The sequence below is a fragment of the Nocardia arizonensis genome (assembly GCF_001310275.1).
Lineage (GTDB): Bacteria > Actinomycetota > Actinomycetes > Mycobacteriales > Mycobacteriaceae > Nocardia > Nocardia arizonensis.
Genome location: NZ_LGYZ01000081.1, coordinates 195,310 through 210,336 on the forward strand (window position 1 = coordinate 195,310; position 15,027 = coordinate 210,336).

The window sequence follows — 15,027 nt, forward strand, 5'->3', positions numbered from 1 at the left end:
CCGGAGCGCCGCGGAACAGGAAGGCCGCAACGGCACGACCGCTGCCGGGGTGGACTCCCACCCCGCGACCGGCCGTGTCGTCGAGTTGCCCCTGGACGGTATGCGGGTCAGTGGGTCCGGTAGTAGTCGGCGAGGGTCGTGAAGGCGACCTTCGGTTCCCACGGCATATCGGGATACGTGGTGCCGGAGCGGTCTTCGTAGACCTTGACGATGCCGTAGCCGGCCGAGTCCAGATCGTCGCGCGCGGCGGCTTCGGGGCGGTGGACGTGGTCGTAGAGCGCGAAGGTGAAGACAAATGTCGCCGCGACGCCTTCGGTGTCGAAGATGTCGAGCAGTTCGCGGATACAGGCGGCCTGGGATGGTTCGTCGCGGACGTAGTCGGCGTCGAGGTACAACGGGCTGCCGTCGCCGCCGTAGTGCACCGCGTCGAGGGCGGAGGCGCCGCGGTCGGGTGCCCCCGCGAAGGTGGCGGAGCCGAATTCGGTGATGGCTACGGGCTTTCCGCCGGAGACGAGGGTGCGGATGCCGTCGGCGAAGTGGTCGGCGATCTCGGCGGAGCGGTAGAGGTCCACGGACACGAAATCGAAGGGGGTCCAGTCGATGCGCTCGAAGGGGACGGCGGCGTAGGTGAGCGGCCCGTGGAAGTGTTCGCGCACGACTTCCACCGCACGAGAAAGGAATTCGCCGACGCGCACCGTGGCCTCCCGCATGCGCTCGAGGCGGCCGTCGGGATTCCTCATCGCCGCCACCCGGTCGGCCGGACCGCCGCCGGGAAGGAAGCCCTTGTTCATGAGAGAGAGTTCGGCCCCGGTGACGAATACGACCTCGGCCCCGCCGCGACGGTGGCGCTCGGCGCGTTCGGCACAGTCGGCGAAGAGGGCCAGGATGGCGTCCCCATCGAGCTCCAGAGGGTACGGAGAGTACCATATTTCCAGGCCGAGTTCGGCAGCGGCGGCCGCGGCGTCATCGAGGCGGTCGGGATCACCGCCCATGAGGCGCACGGCGGTGCAGTGCAGGTCGTCGCGAATGATACGCAATTCACGGCGCACCATATCGGGGTCGAAGTGGGTTCGGGAGTAGCGGCCCTCCCGCAGGAAACCGGTGTCGTAGCTGATGCCTTTGACGCGCACGACGCTGCCTTTCCATGAAGATTTAAAGTACGAGCAGTACCCTACTGGTGGATTCCGCATCGGGCAAGGGACCATTTCGCGGGTACGATCGATCCCCGTCGACGAATCGGAGAGGAGGTCGGTGTGCACGAGGCCGGATCGACGCGCCGCCGCGGCGCGGAACTCGAGGAGGCGATCCTGCGGGCGGCCGCCGACGAACTCGCCGAGTCCGGGTACGCCGGGCTCACCATGGACAAGGTCGCCGCCCGCGCGGGGACCAACAAGAACGCCATCTACCGCCGGTGGCCCCATCGACTCGCCCTCGGCATCGCCGCCTACCGACTCTCGGCCACCACCGTGCAGCCGCCGGACACCGGCGATCTGCGCGAGGACGTGCTCGAACAGCTACGCCGCACCAACCGGCACTGGAGTTCACCGCTCGGCGCGATACTGCGCGATCTCATGGCCGCCGCGGGCGGCGCGTCCGAACTACTCGCCCAACTGCCGGACCAGTCCACCGACTCCACCACCGCGACCTGGCTGACCATCCTGGGACGAGCCGTCGCCCGGGGCGAGATCGCGCCGGAGGCCCTGCATCCGCGGGTAGCGACGGTGGCGATGGTGCTGTTGCGCAATGAATTCGTGGTCCGTGGCGTCCCCGCCGCGCCCGATGACGTCCTCACCGAGATCGTCGACGAGGTGTATCTGCCGCTGCTGCGTGGGCGCATCGGCTGAGAGACGACGAAATCCGGCCGATCCCGGGAAGCGGATCGGCCGGATTTCGCGGAACTACGATGCGATCAGGTCAGTTTCAGCGAACGGCCGATGATCTCCTTCATGATCTCGGTGGTGCCGCCGTAGATGGTCTGGATGCGGGCGTCGGTGTACGCCTTGGCGATCGGGTACTCGCGCATGTAGCCATAGCCGCCGTGCAGTTGCAGGCAGCGGTTGATGAGGTCGAGCTGCTCCTCGGTGCTCCACCACTTGGCCATGGCGGCGTCCTCGGCGGAGAGCTTCTTGGCGTTGAGTTCCTCGATGAAGCGGTCAACCAGCACGCGCACCGCCGTGGTCTTGGTGGCGAGCTCGGCCAGCACGAAGCGGGTGTTCTGGAGAGCGCCGATCGGCTTGCCGAACGCCTTGCGGTCGCGCACGTATTGCATGGTCATGTCCAGGCAGCCCTCCATGGCGGCCGCGGCCATGACGGCGATGGACAGACGCTCCTGCGGGAGGTTCTGCATGAGGTGGATGAAGCCCATGCCCTCGGTGCCGAGCAGATTCTTGCCGGGCACTCGGACATCGCTGAAGCTCAGCTCGGCGGTGTCCTGCGCCTTGAGACCGATCTTGTCCAGATTGCGGCCGCGCTCGAAGCCGGGCATACCGCGCTCGACGACGAACAGGCTGAAGCCCATCGCGCCCTTCTCCGGATCGGTCTGGGCGACCACGATCACGATATCGGCGTTGATGCCGTTCGTGATGAAGGTCTTGGCGCCGTTGATGATCCAGTCGTCGCCGTCGCGCACCGCGCGGGTCTTGATGCCCTGGAGATCGGAGCCGGTGCCCGGCTCGGTCATGGCGATGGCGGTGATGATCTCACCGGAACAGAACCCGGGCAGCCAGCGCTTCTTCTGTTCGTCGTTGGCCAGCTCGAGCAGATACGGCGCGATGACGTCGTTGTGCAGGGTGAAACCGAGCCCCGAGTACTGACCCTTGCAGGTCTCCTCGGTGATCACCGCGTTGTAGCGGAAGTCGAGCACACCACCGCCGCCGTACTCCTCCGGCACGGCCATACCGAGGAAGCCCTGCTTACCGGCCTCGAGCCATACCGAACGGTCGACGATGCCCGCTTCCTCCCACTTCGCGTGGTTCGGCGCCACATGCTGATCGAGGAATTTCCGGAACGACTCCCGGAACAGATCGTGCTCGGGTTCGAACAGTGTGCGCTCCACACCAACCTCCTAGTGACCACACGGCCGGTCCACACCGACCCGTCGTTGTCACATACGGTACCCGGCATGAGAACCGTTGTTCACTTCTGGTCCCGAAATTGTTGTCTCACCTGGACCTGACCACGGCACAGCAGGCAATTCCGGACGAATGTTCCGCTCACGACGGCGAAGGTGGATCAGACCGGGAGCAGCGAGCGCGCCCGGCCGCCGAGTCCACGGCCGCGGTCCCGGTCGCGCGTGGCGAACAGGTACTTCATCTCCTCTTCCAGACTCTTGCGCACGAGGTCGCGCAATTCGTGCGCGGCGGCGTCGACATCGTCCGCGTCGCGCCACGGCGCGGGATCGATGGGCGTACCCGCCGAAAAGTAGAAGCGTTCGGGACGCGGCAGCACCGTCGGACCGATTCCGCGCAGCAGCGGCGGGGTCAGACTCGGCTTGAGCCCCAGTGCCTCGACCGTCCAGCGCACCGGCCGCATGAGCGGGTGGTCACCGTCGATGACGATGTCGAAGGCGTCGTCCGCTCCGATCATCGCGACCGGCACGATCGGCGCGCCCGCCTCCAGCGCCATACGCGCGAATCCGGTGCGGCCCTCCCACTTCAGCGCGTACTTCTCGTTCTTGCGGCGCACCGCCTCGCGTCCGCCGCCGGGGAAGACCAGAACCGCCTCACCGCGGTTCAGCAGTGTCAGACAGTTGTCGCGGGTGCCTCGCACGGTTCCGAAGTAGTGCAGGAAATGCCGGATTCCCGGCACCTCGATCAGTACGTTCTCGGCGAGTCCGCGAATGAGCCTGCCCCGGGTGCGCAACACCTCGGGCAGCAGCAGCGGCGCGTCGATGACGCCGAGCAGATTGTGATTGCCGACGAGTAGCACCGGTCCTTCGGCGGGAATGTTCTCCAGGCCGTGGAAACGCGGACTCGTCCACGCCCGCATCGGCGCGAGCAAGGCTTCGAGCAGTCGGATATCGGTATCGCCGAGGCTCACCTCGAGCGGTGCGCCGTCGGACAGGATTACCTCGGCAGGCGAGGAGTCAGGCATCGGTGTCCCCATCGAATGTCGGATCCCAGCACATCGTCGTAATGGAATGAGCAGCCCCTGCGCCGCACGTAGATGCGGCCTCGACCACCAAAGTACCGCATAGGAATAGAACAGGTTGCGATGCGCGGGGCATTGACGCCCACCCCATCGACGGTCCAAGGGAAAAGAGATGGCGGCACCGTGCGACGCCGGCGCTCGCGCCCTCGGGCGCGAACACCGTTGCCGCCGAGGCGAATCCGGGAATCGATCGAAGATCGCCCGCTAGCCGGGAAATTGCCGTATCACTACCGACACGATGGGACCGCGGACGGCCCGATCCGCGCGCCGAACTGTGGCGAATTCAACACTCGCGGACCATCTCAGCCGGCTGTCCCCGCGTGCGCGTACTCCGACAGCGACGCGGCAAGCGCGTGCGGAACCCGCGCATGCACGCGGGTGCCGCCCTCCTCGTGGGTCGAGGAGATGATCCTGCCGTCGGCGTGGATACGGGCCAGCAGATCGCCGCGTGTATAGGGCAGCAGAATGCTGACCTCCACATCGAGACCGCCGAGAACCTCGGCGAGCCGGGCGCGCAGCGCGTCGATGCCGGCGCCGGTGTGCGCCGAGACGAACGCGGCGTCGGGCAGCAGCCCGCGCAGCCTGGTCAGCTCGGTGGGATCGACTGCGTCGATCTTGTTGACCACCAACAGTTCCGGCGGCGCCGCGGCGCCCTGCTCCTTGATCACGTCGGTGATAACCTCGCGCACCGCCTCGATCTGGCCGAGCGGCATGGGATCGGATCCGTCGACGACGTGCAGCAACAGATCGGCGCCGGTCACCTCCTCCAACGTGGACCGGAACGCCTCGACCAACTGGGTGGGCAGATGGCGGACGAATCCGACGGTGTCGGTGAACACCACCTCGCGGCCGTCGTCGAGCGCGGCCCGGCGCGTGGTCGGATCGAGGGTGGCGAACAGCGCGTCCTGCACCAGCAGACCGGCGCCGGTCAGCTTGTTCATCAGACTCGACTTGCCCGCGTTGGTGTAGCCGACGATGGCGACCGAGGGCACCCCGCTGGAGTCGCGGCGAGCCCGCTTGGTGTCGCGCGCGGTCTTCATCTCACGGATCTCGCGGCGCAGCTTCGCCATTCGCTCGCGGATGCGACGCCTGTCGGTCTCGATCTTGGTCTCACCGGGACCGCGCAGACCCACACCGCCATTGCTGCCCGCGCGACCACCGGCCTGCCGGGACATGGACTCACCCCAACCGCGCAGCCGCGGCAGCATGTACTCCATCTGCGCGAGCGCGACCTGCGCCTTGCCCTCGCTGGAGGTGGCGTGCTGGGCGAAGATGTCCAGGATCAGCGCCGTCCGGTCGATCACCTTGACCTTGACGACCTTCTCCAGCGCGGTGAGCTGCGCGGGTGTCAGTTCACCGTCACAGATGACGGTGTCCGCGCCGGAGTCGAGCACGACCGCGCGCAGTTCCTCGGCCTTGCCCGAGCCGATGTAGGTGGCCGGGTCCGGCTTGTCGCGGCGCTGGATGAGCGCCTCGAGCACCTGGGAACCCGCTGTCTCCGCCAGCAGCGCCAGCTCGGCCATATTCGCCTCGGCCCGCGCCGCGGTGCCGCCGGTCCACACGCCGACCAGCACGACCCGTTCCAGTCGCAGCTGCCGGTACTCGACCTCGGTGATATCGGTGAGTTCGGTGGACAGACCGGCGATACGGCGCAGCGAACTGCGATCCTCCAACTGGAGTTCACCGGTCGTCGGCTCCGGCGCAGACACGGGCGCCATCGCCCACCCGGAGTGTCCGGTCCCACGCAGCCGCTCGGCGCGCTCACGCATGCGCGCGGCGTGCTCGGCGACCACGTCACCGTCGGCGTAGTCCTCTATCGTCTCGACATCATCGTCGGTGATGTCGAATGTCTCTGAATTCCTCATACACCATCCATGCTGCCACGTCGACGCGGGTCAGCGCATTCCATATTCGTTCGGAGCCCCGTCACAGGCCCGCCCACCACTGTTCGGCGAGGCGCCCGGAGGCGACCAGGACCGACGGACCGCGCAGCCGCGCCGCGCCCCTGTCGAGTCCGACCACCACCGCGCCGCCCGGGACGCGAATGGTGACCTCACCGGTGTCGGCGACCGGATCGAAGCCCTCCTCGGCCAGTGCCGCCGCGGCCGCCGCGACGGTTCCCGTTCCGCAGGAACGGGTTTCGCCGACACCGCGTTCGTAGACGCGCATATCGGCGGCGCGATCGGGGCCGAGCGGTGTCAGGATCTCGATATTGACCCCGAGCGGGAACAGATCGGGGTCGTAGCCGGGCGGCACCGTCAGGTCGAACTTCGTCAACGCCTCGGCCGAGAGGTTCGCGTCGACGCAGGCCAGATGCGGATTTCCGACATCGATGCCGAGGCCGGGATGGGCCCAGCCCGCGATGGTGGCGGTCGAGGGTCCGAGCACCCGGATACTCCCCATATCCACCGTCACATCGCCGTAGGCGGGTCCGGCCGCGTGCACGACGACCGGACGGGCGCCCGCGCGGCTGCCGACCACGAAGTTGTCGCGGAACTCCAGGCCCGAGGCGGCCAGATAGTGCGCGAAGACACGCACCCCGTTGCCGCACATCTCGGCCGTCGACCCGTCGGCGTTGCGGTAGTCCATGAACCAGTCGTCGGCGGCGACGCCGTCGGGGATCACATCGAGCGCGCCCGCCGCGTGCAGTGCGCCCGCGCGCGCCACCCGCAACACGCCGTCCGCGCCGATCCCGCGCTGCCGATCGCACAGCGCGGCCACGCGTTCGGGGGTCAGGTCAAGGCGTGCCTCGAGGTCGGGCAGCACCACGAAATCGTTCTGGGTGCCGTGTCCCTTGCTGAACTCGATATCCGCCACTGCGCCTTCTTCCTGTGCGTCCTCGATTTGTCGTCCGCCGACCAACCACCCCACAGCGGAGCGGGACCGTTATCTGGCAAACGTCCGCCGCTGCCGAGAAATTTCGTACAGCGCGACCGCGCCCGCCGACGGCGCACCCAGTGAACTGGCGCTGCCGCCCATGGGGATGGCGACCAGATCGTCGCAGGCCGCCTGCCACGCCGCGCTCATACCGCTGGTCTCGTTGCCGACGACCAGGATGGTCGCCTCGGTGAAATCGTGATCGAACACGGCGTGCGTGCCGTGTTCGTCGGTGCCGACGATGCGAGTGGGTATCCCGCGCGCGATCTGCCGGTCGCGAAACGCGGTGACCTGCGCCGGACTCGCCGCGCGGAAGATCGGCACCGAGAACAGCGAACCGGTGGAGGCCCGCACGGCCTGCGGGTCGTAGTGATCGGCGCCGTGTCCGGTCACGATGACCCCGGATGCGCCGAAGGCGTCCGCCGAGCGGATGAGTGTGCCGAGATTGCCCGGGGAGTTCGGTCGATCGAAGACGACGACCACCGGCGGCCGCTCCCCCGGCTCGCCCGGCTCGAAGCCGTCGAGATCGGTCGTGCGTGACACCGCGACCGCGACGACTTCCGGTGTGCCGGTGGACTTCTCACCGAGTTCGGCCATGAGCTCCGTTACCAGGCCGACGCACGGCACCTCGACGGTGTCGAGCAGTTCGCGTGCCCAGCCGGACAGATCGGGCGGCCCGAGTCGGTACAGCAGCGTCTCCAGCGGCCAGTCGTTGTCGACCGCCTGGCTGATCGGCCGCACGCCCTGCACCAGGAATCGGCCGTCCCGATTGCGGGTCGCCCGATTGGTGAGATACGCCTGCCACACCTGCACCGAGGCGGTGCGGGCGCTCACGCCCCGCTCCGACGACGCACCGCCGGAACGACTCGAACCGTCACGGGCCCGGCGGGGGCGCTGTGAGTACGGATTCATGGCCGCGCGTCCCCTCGGTGTGGCGGGCATGGCGGGCGGTGATGTCCGATCATCGTGCGGTCCGTTCCGTCGAGTCGAGCAGGGTCAGCGTCGTCGCGACCAGGTCGGGGTCGGCGCCGTCGACCCAGCGCACCCGCGGATCGCGGCGAAACCACGACCGCTGCCGCCGCACATAACGGCGGGTGCCGATCAGGGTGCGTTCCCGCGCGTGGTCCAGGTCGTATTCGTTGTCCAGGTGGGCGAGGACTTGCGCGTAGCCGATGGCGCGACGGGCGGTGACCCCCTCGCGCAGGCCGCGCCCGATCAAGGCCCGTACCTCCTCCACCAGACCGGCCGCGAACATCCGCTCGGTGCGCAGTTCGATGCGCGCGTCCAGTTCGGCGGTCTGCCGATCGACGCCGACGATGCGCGTACCCCACCGCGGTTCGCCGATGGTCGGCGCCGAGGCCGCGAACGGGCGGCCGGTGAGTTCGACCACCTCGAGCGCGCGCACCATGCGGCGTCCGTCAGTGGGCAGAATGGTGCGCGCCGCCACCGGATCGACCCGCCGCAGCGCCGCGTGCACGGCGGCGACGCCCTCGCGCTCGAGCAGTTCCTCCCAGCGGGCGCGCACCCGGGGTTCGGTGGCCGGGAAATCCCAATCATCCAGCAGCGCTTGGATATACATCATCGAACCGCCCACGATGATCGGCACCCTGCCCCGTGCCGCGATGGCCTCGACATCGGCGCGGGCCGAACTCTGGTAGGTGGCCACGGTGGCGTACTCGGTCACCTCGAGGACATCGAGCTGATGATGCGGGATACCGCGGCGTTCGTTCGGCGGCAGTTTCGCGGTGCCGATATCCATGCCGCGATACAACTGCATGGCGTCGATGTTCACGATCTCGCCGCCGAGGCGTTCGGCCAGATCGAGTCCGAGATCGGATTTACCGGTGGCGGTGGGGCCGACGACCGCGATCGGAGTACGCGAGGCTGTCACGCGGCCGTCCCCCGGGAATCACCCGTCGCGCGGACATGTGCGCTCATGCGGCGCCGCCGGGTCGCCAGATCCCGACGTGGTAGCCGACGCCGAACGGAGCGTCCCGGTACAAGGTCGTGACCGCGGGCGCGAGCGGGTCGGCCTCGAACAGCCCTGCGAGCGCCTGGTAGACGGGTCGGCCCGAGATCCCGAGGTCGGCGCACAGGTCCGGGTCCAGCGCGAGCAGTGCCGCCCGATCGCCCGCGCTCAGCGCTCGATCGAGCTCGGCTTGCTGGGGATCGGCGCGCTCGTCCAGATAGCCGGGAGCCTTCAGGGTGAGCGTGGACGCCCCGTCCGCGACGACCAGGACGCCGTGCGGCTCGCGATCGGCGTCGAGTTCCGCGCGCAATCGCGCGCCGAGTGCCGCACAACTCGCGGCATCGGCGTCGGCGGCGAGAATGCGGCCCTCCAACCGGGCGCCGGGGGCGTAGCGGCCGCGCAACCATCCCGCGATCAGCGCGGGCAGGGGAAGCCGAGGATCGGGTTCGGCGACGGCGGCCGGTTCGGCGAACGACACCGCCACGTCGACCCCGTATCCGTGGAACGTGCCCACTGCCTCCGGCCCGAGCGCCGACTCGGCCGTGCCCGCGCCGAGCACGATCCAGCGCCGCGCGAGGGCCGCCAGCGCGGCGACAGCCTCCGCCACCGCGGCGCGCAACGGCGCGCACGGATCGTCGCGATCCGCCGAATCCGCCCGCGCGATCGCGCCGCCGAGTTCGGGAACCAGGATCGGCGGCGACGGGACCAGGGCCGCTATGGAGAACACCACGTAACGGTAGCCGTTGCGCATCCGGTCACCGCCACCGCAGGTCCCGGCGACCAGCGCGGCTCGCTTCGAGTGTCTGTGCGTCAATCCGCACCGAGATTGATAGTGTCGAGGTGCTACAACGCAGGTCATCCCGGGTCGGTCGGCCCGCGACGGATCCGCGGAAGGCGTGGATCGTTCGTCTCGAGAGCTCGAACCGGGTTCAATGGGATGAGCTAGGGCGTAACCAGGCAGCCGTGACGCGCGGCAGGGACGGAGAGCAATGAGCGACAGCAACGGAACCGCGAAGGCCACCCCCGGCAGTGCACCGCGACCCTCCGGCGCCCCGAAGCCCGGCGGCTCGACACCCCATCCGAAGCCGCACGCGGTCAAACCCGCTCCCGGCCCGGCGGCCCAGCAGCACCCGCACCCGGTGGTCGTGCCCACCGTGAGCGACCCGAGCGCCTGGGGCCGGGTGGACGAGGACGGCACCGCCTGGGTGAAGACCGCGGGCGGCGAGCGCGTCGTCGGTTCCTGGCAGGCCGGTGACGCCGACGAGGGCTTGGCGCACTTCGGACGCCGATTCGATGACCTGGCCACCGAGGTCGCGCTGCTCGAGGCGCGTTTGGCCGCGGGCGCCGACGCCCGCAAGACCAAGACCGCCGCCCTCGCACTGGCCGAATCGCTGCCAACGGCGGCGGTGATCGGCGATATCGATGGGCTGGCCCGCCGCTTACAGGCGATCACCGAACACTCCGAGGAAGCCGCCGCGCACGCCAAGGAGGAGAAGGAACGCGCCAGACACGAGCACACCGAACGCAAAGAAGCGCTGTGCCTGGAAGCGGAGAAGATCGCCGCCGAATCCACCCAGTGGAAGGCCGCGGGCGATCGGCTGCGCGAGATCCTGGACGAGTGGAAATCCATCCGCGGGGTGGACCGCAAGGTCGACGACGCGCTGTGGAAGCGCTACTCCAAGGCGCGTGAGGCGTTCAACCGCCGCCGCGGGGCGCACTTCGCCGAACTCGATCGCGAACGGGCCGCCGCGAAGGCGCGCAAGGAGGAGTTGTGTGTGCGGGCCGAGGAACTATCCGGCTCGACCGATTGGGCGGGCACCGCGTCGGTGTTCCGTGATCTGCTCACCGAATGGAAGAGCGCCGGTCGCGCGCCCCGCGAGGCCGACGAGGCGCTGTGGCGGCGTTTCAAGAGCGCCCAGGACGTGTTCTTCGCCGCCCGCAACGCGGCGGTCTCCGAGCGCGACGCCGAATTCGAGCACAACGCGACCGCCAAGGAAGAGCTGCTGCGCGCCTACGACCACATCGATCCGGCCAACGGACTCGAAGCGGCCCGCTCGGCGCTGCGTGAACTCCAGGAACGCTGGGACGCCATCGGCAAGGTGCCGCGTGAGCGAATCCAGGAGCTCGAGGGCAGGTTGCGCACCATCGAGAAGCGGGTGCGCGACGCGGTCGACGCCCAGTGGCGGCGCACCGATCCCGAGGCCGTCGCCCGCGCGGCCCAGTTCCGCGAGAAGGTCGCCCAGTTCGAGGAGCAGGCCGCCAAGGCACAGGCCGCCGGACGGGCCCGCGATGCCGAGAAGGCGCTCGAACAGGCCAAGCAGTGGCGCGAATGGGCCGAGGCCGCCGAGGGCGCGGTCAGCAACCGCTGATCGGTCGACCCTTCGCGGGCTCCGGTACCGCGAGCCGTGCCCGAACCCCCAGCGTGGACCGGCCATCGCATCCGACCGTGCCAGGAATCGGACGGATCACTCGCCGGTGAGGCGGCGGCGCTGATCCTCCTCGGCCTTCGCGGCCGCGATGCGACGCTGTTCCTCGGCCTCCAATTGGACGGCGGTACGGCTCCAGACGACGCGAATCCAGTGGAATGTGAGGACCATGACGGCCACGGTCCCGAGGATCAGGCCGAATCCGGGGCCCGCGCCCTGGTAGTTGCCCAGGCCCGGGGTCTGGCGGTGCCAGATGGACAGCACGCCGAATACGCTCGCCACCGCCGAACCCGCCACCGCGATCCAGGCCAGCACCCAGCGCCGGGTCATGAGCGCCAGCAGCGAGAAGCCGACGCCGAAGATCACCGTGAACCACACGAATATGCGCGAGGGCAACCCGATGTGCTCGATACGGCCGACCTCGGTGCCCAACAGGACGTCGAATCCGCGCGCCGCGCCCGCGTGCGGGAGCACCAGCGACAGCAGCAGCACGAAGACCGCGACGGCGACCACCATCGCGCGCACGCCCGGGTCGATCTCGCCGGCGATGCGGCGCTCGACGGCGTCGATCTCGGCGCGGAACTGCTCGAATTCACCGTTGTTCGCCACGCCGCCGGTCGCCACGCCGTTCGCGGACCCGCTGTTCTCGACCGAACCCACTGCGCTCTCGTCTCCTTCGCCTGCCTCGCCGCTCACACCGGACTCCTCAACTGTGCCACCTTCGCTCCCGGCCCCCGCATCCGGCCCACTACGTCCGGTAGTAGCCTTCGGCTCCCCGCCGTCGCCGGTTCGATTCGACGGGGTAGCGCCCATACCGCCCGGCCGCGCGTCCGCCGGACCGGGCCGACGTGAATCGTGCCGAGATTCCGCGTCCGCCCGAGATTCCGCGTCCTCGCCGTTCACGCGACCTCCCGCGATTGTCCGTCCGGTCGAATTCCTCGTACTCAGCGCGTTCGCCACACGCCGATCGCTCGCACTCTCAACGTATACGTCCGCACGACTCGTGTGCACCGGCCCCGCGGGCCGGGATCGATCCCGATCGACGCGGTCTCGAGCCGCACCGGCTTCAGCTACCGCAGCCGGTGGCGCAACCGGACACGGCAATGGGCTCGGTAACCGGGGCGCCGATGCGCGGCAGGCCGAGCCCGACGCCGACGGGCGCGGTCTGCGGGGTGATACCGCGCTCGTGCGCATCGCCCGCGCGGGTGCGCCGGTGTGTCTTTACCAGACCGTCGGCGATGAGGTGATGGGGTGCGGCCTCGGTGATGTCGACGGTGACGACGTCGCCGGCACGGATCGGCTCGGCGGTGTCGGAGGGTCGGAAGTGCACCAGCCTGCCGTCGCGGGCGCGGCCGCTCATGCGGGCGGTCGCGGCGTTCTTCTTACCCGCGCCCTCGGCGACCAGCAGTTCGACCTCGGCGCCGATCAGCGCCCGGTTGGCGGCGAGGGAAATCTCCTCCTGGAGGACGACGAGGCGGTCGTAGCGTTCCCGCACCACGGCCTTGGGCAGCTGCTCGGCCATCTCGGCGGCGGGGGTGCCGGGGCGCTTGGAGTACTGGAAGGTGAACGCGCTGGTGAAACGGGCGCGGCGGACCACATCGAGGGTCTGCTCGAAGTCATCGTCGGTTTCGCCCGGGAAGCCGACGATGATGTCGGTGGTGATGGCCGCGTGCGGCATGGCCGCGCGCACCTTCTCGATGATGCCGAGGTAGCGCTCCTTGCGGTAGGAGCGGCGCATGGCCTTGAGCACCCTGTCGGAGCCGGATTGCAGCGGCATATGCAGCTGCGGGCAGATGTTCGGCGTCTGCGCCATGGCCTCGATCACGTCGTCGGTGAATTCGGCCGGATGCGGCGAAGTGAACCGGACCCGTTCGAGTCCGTCGATATCGCCGCAGGCGCGCAGCAGTTTCGCGAAAGCGCCGCGATCGCGCGACTCCTCGGGGTCGACGAAGTTCACACCGTAGGAATTGACGTTCTGCCCCAGCAGCGTGACCTCGAGTACGCCCTGTTCGACCAGCGCCCGTACCTCGGCGAGCACGTCGCCGGGACGGCGGTCGACCTCCTTGCCCCGCAGCGCGGGCACGATGCAGAAGGTGCAGGTGTTGTTGCAGCCCACCGAGATCGACACCCAGCCTGCATAGGCCGATTCACGCTTGGCGGGCAGGGTGGACGGGAATGCCTCCAGGGATTCGAGAATCTCGACCTGCGCCTCGGCGTTGTGGCGGGCCCGTTTGAGCAGCACCGGCAACGAACCGATGTTGTGCGTGCCGAACACCACATCAACCCAGGGCGCCTTGCGCACGACGACCTCGCGGTCCTTCTGCGCCAGACAGCCGCCGACCGCGATCTGCATGCCGGGACGCTCCGCCTTGATCGGCGCGAGGTGGCCGAGTGTGCCGTACAGCTTGTTGTCGGCGTTCTCGCGGACCGCGCAGGTGTTGAACACGACGAGATCAGCCGTCGCGCCGGGCGCGGCCTTCACATAACCCGCGTCCTCGAGCAGGCCGGACAAGCGTTCGGAATCGTGCACGTTCATCTGGCAGCCGAAGGTACGGACCTCGTAGGAGCGCGCGTCACCCTCGGGCCGGGTCTGGTCGGGAGGCAGCGCGGTCTGTCCGATCGAATCCACCCGTCCAGGGTACGGGCGTCCGTATCCGGCCTGACGCGCGCATCGACGCAGGCCGCACGCGCGGCGGCGGTTCGCCCAAGGCGACCTGGAGGTTACATCCACGTGACGATACGGCGCGGCGATACGGCGTGTCACAGAAACCGGGGCAAACTTCCGTTTTCCCCTTAAGGTCAGAGACCATGACCGATGCCGATGCCGATGCCGCGCCCGACTCGACCGGGGACGCCGGCGCAGCAGCAGCGCCCATGATCTCGATGCGCAAGGTGGACAAGCACTTCGGTGCGCTGCACGTCCTGCGTGATATCAATCTGGAGGTTCCGCGCGGACAGGTCGTCATTGTGCTCGGCCCCTCCGGGTCGGGTAAATCGACGTTGTGCCGCACCATCAATCGCCTCGAACCCATCGACTCCGGCGATATCGCGATCGACGGCGTGCCGCTGCCCGCGGAGGGAAAGGCGTTGGCCGCGTTGCGCGCCGATGTCGGCATGGTGTTCCAGTCGTTCAACCTGTTCGCGCACAAGAGCATCATCGACAACGTCATGCTCGCGCCGATGAAGGTCCGCAAGGTCGGTAAGGAGGCAGCCCGCAGCCGCGCGATGGAATTGCTCGAACGGGTCGGCATCGCCGATCAGGCCGACAAGTATCCGGCGCAGTTGTCCGGCGGTCAGCAGCAGCGCGTGGCCATCGCCCGCGCGCTGGCCATGAATCCCAAGGTCATGCTGTTCGACGAGCCGACCTCGGCGCTGGACCCGGAAATGGTCAACGAGGTGCTCGACGTGATGGTGTCGCTGGCCAAGGAGGGTATGACCATGCTCGTGGTCACCCACGAGATGGGCTTCGCGCGCCGGGCGGGCGATCGGGTGCTGTTCATGGCCGACGGTCGGATCGTCGAGGACACCGCGCCCGAGACGTTCTTCACCGCGCCGAAATCCGACCGGGCCAAGGACTTCCTCGGCAAGATCCTGAGCCACTGAATC

The 15,027-nt window shown here is 68.7% G+C and carries 13 protein-coding genes; 3 read left to right on the forward strand and 10 right to left on the reverse strand.

From position 1 onward, the window contains the following. Positions 1–107 precede the first annotated feature (107 nt). A complete protein-coding gene (locus APZ21_RS16440; protein ID WP_054814170.1) occupies positions 108–1,130 on the reverse strand; it encodes a hypothetical protein in 1,023 nt (340 codons plus the stop codon). Between the two features lie 123 nt (positions 1,131–1,253). Between APZ21_RS16440 and APZ21_RS16445 the strand changes: the two genes are divergently transcribed. Beyond that, on the forward strand, positions 1,254–1,844 hold the full coding sequence (locus APZ21_RS16445) for a TetR/AcrR family transcriptional regulator (protein WP_054814171.1): 591 nt from the start codon (positions 1,254–1,256) through the stop codon (positions 1,842–1,844). 65 nt (positions 1,845–1,909) lie between these two features. Here the strand turns inward: APZ21_RS16445 and APZ21_RS16450 are convergent, their stop codons facing one another. From APZ21_RS16450 to APZ21_RS16480, 7 genes are all read right to left on the reverse strand, one after another. Further along, positions 1,910–3,055, reverse strand: coding sequence for an acyl-CoA dehydrogenase family protein (locus tag APZ21_RS16450; RefSeq protein WP_054814172.1), 1,146 nt, complete (start codon positions 3,053–3,055; stop codon positions 1,910–1,912). Between the two features lie 176 nt (positions 3,056–3,231). Next, positions 3,232–4,092, reverse strand: a complete 861-nt coding sequence (locus APZ21_RS16455) for a lysophospholipid acyltransferase family protein (RefSeq protein WP_054814173.1) — start codon at positions 4,090–4,092, stop codon at positions 3,232–3,234. Between the two features lie 359 nt (positions 4,093–4,451). Further along, positions 4,452–5,867 (reverse strand): GTPase HflX, encoded by a 1,416-nt coding sequence (gene hflX / locus APZ21_RS16460; RefSeq protein WP_054814401.1) that lies wholly within the window; start codon positions 5,865–5,867, stop codon positions 4,452–4,454. A 208-nt stretch (positions 5,868–6,075) separates the two neighbouring features. Further along, on the reverse strand, positions 6,076–6,957 hold the full coding sequence (dapF, locus tag APZ21_RS16465) for a diaminopimelate epimerase (protein ID WP_054814402.1): 882 nt from the start codon (positions 6,955–6,957) through the stop codon (positions 6,076–6,078). 78 nt (positions 6,958–7,035) lie between these two features. Further along, entirely contained in the window at positions 7,036–7,860 is an 825-nt protein-coding gene (locus tag APZ21_RS16470; RefSeq protein ID WP_239476663.1) for a TrmH family RNA methyltransferase, read from the reverse strand. A 127-nt stretch (positions 7,861–7,987) separates the two neighbouring features. After that, on the reverse strand, positions 7,988–8,917 hold the full coding sequence (gene miaA / locus APZ21_RS16475; RefSeq protein ID WP_054814175.1) for a tRNA (adenosine(37)-N6)-dimethylallyltransferase MiaA: 930 nt from the start codon (positions 8,915–8,917) through the stop codon (positions 7,988–7,990). Positions 8,918–8,960: 43 nt separating this feature from the next. Beyond that, entirely contained in the window at positions 8,961–9,746 is a 786-nt protein-coding gene (locus APZ21_RS16480; RefSeq protein WP_371852289.1) for a class III extradiol ring-cleavage dioxygenase family protein, read from the reverse strand. A 238-nt stretch (positions 9,747–9,984) separates the two neighbouring features. Between APZ21_RS16480 and APZ21_RS16485 the strand changes: the two genes are divergently transcribed. Beyond that, positions 9,985–11,364, forward strand: coding sequence for a DUF349 domain-containing protein (locus APZ21_RS16485; RefSeq protein WP_054814176.1), 1,380 nt, complete (start codon positions 9,985–9,987; stop codon positions 11,362–11,364). Positions 11,365–11,460: 96 nt separating this feature from the next. On the opposite strand, the gene APZ21_RS16490 is transcribed toward APZ21_RS16485, so the two are convergent. Further along, positions 11,461–12,045: an Rv2732c family membrane protein gene (locus APZ21_RS16490; protein ID WP_054814404.1), complete on the reverse strand. Its 585-nt coding sequence runs from the start codon at positions 12,043–12,045 to the stop codon at positions 11,461–11,463. Between the two features lie 442 nt (positions 12,046–12,487). Continuing rightward, positions 12,488–14,050: a tRNA (N6-isopentenyl adenosine(37)-C2)-methylthiotransferase MiaB gene (miaB, locus tag APZ21_RS16495; protein WP_082393166.1), complete on the reverse strand. Its 1,563-nt coding sequence runs from the start codon at positions 14,048–14,050 to the stop codon at positions 12,488–12,490. Between the two features lie 245 nt (positions 14,051–14,295). On the opposite strand from miaB, the gene APZ21_RS16500 reads away from it, so the two are divergent. Next, a complete protein-coding gene (locus APZ21_RS16500; protein WP_054814406.1) occupies positions 14,296–15,024 on the forward strand; it encodes an amino acid ABC transporter ATP-binding protein in 729 nt (242 codons plus the stop codon). The last annotated feature ends 3 nt before the right edge of the window (positions 15,025–15,027 follow it).

Bases quoted from the DNA above. Each gene is read 5' to 3' on its own strand.
- APZ21_RS16455 (WP_054814173.1), bottom strand. From the start codon at position 4,092: ATGCCTGACTCCTCGCCTGCCGAGGTAATCCTGTCCGACGGCGCACCG.
- hflX (WP_054814401.1), bottom strand. From the start codon at position 5,867: ATGGCGCCCGTGTCTGCGCCGGAGCCGACGACCGGTGAACTCCAGTTG.
- APZ21_RS16480 (WP_371852289.1), bottom strand. From the start codon at position 9,746: ATGCGCAACGGCTACCGTTACGTGGTGTTCTCCATAGCGGCCCTGGTC.
- APZ21_RS16485 (WP_054814176.1), top strand. From the start codon at position 9,985: ATGAGCGACAGCAACGGAACCGCGAAGGCCACCCCCGGCAGTGCACCG.
- APZ21_RS16500 (WP_054814406.1), top strand. From the start codon at position 14,296: ATGATCTCGATGCGCAAGGTGGACAAGCACTTCGGTGCGCTGCACGTC.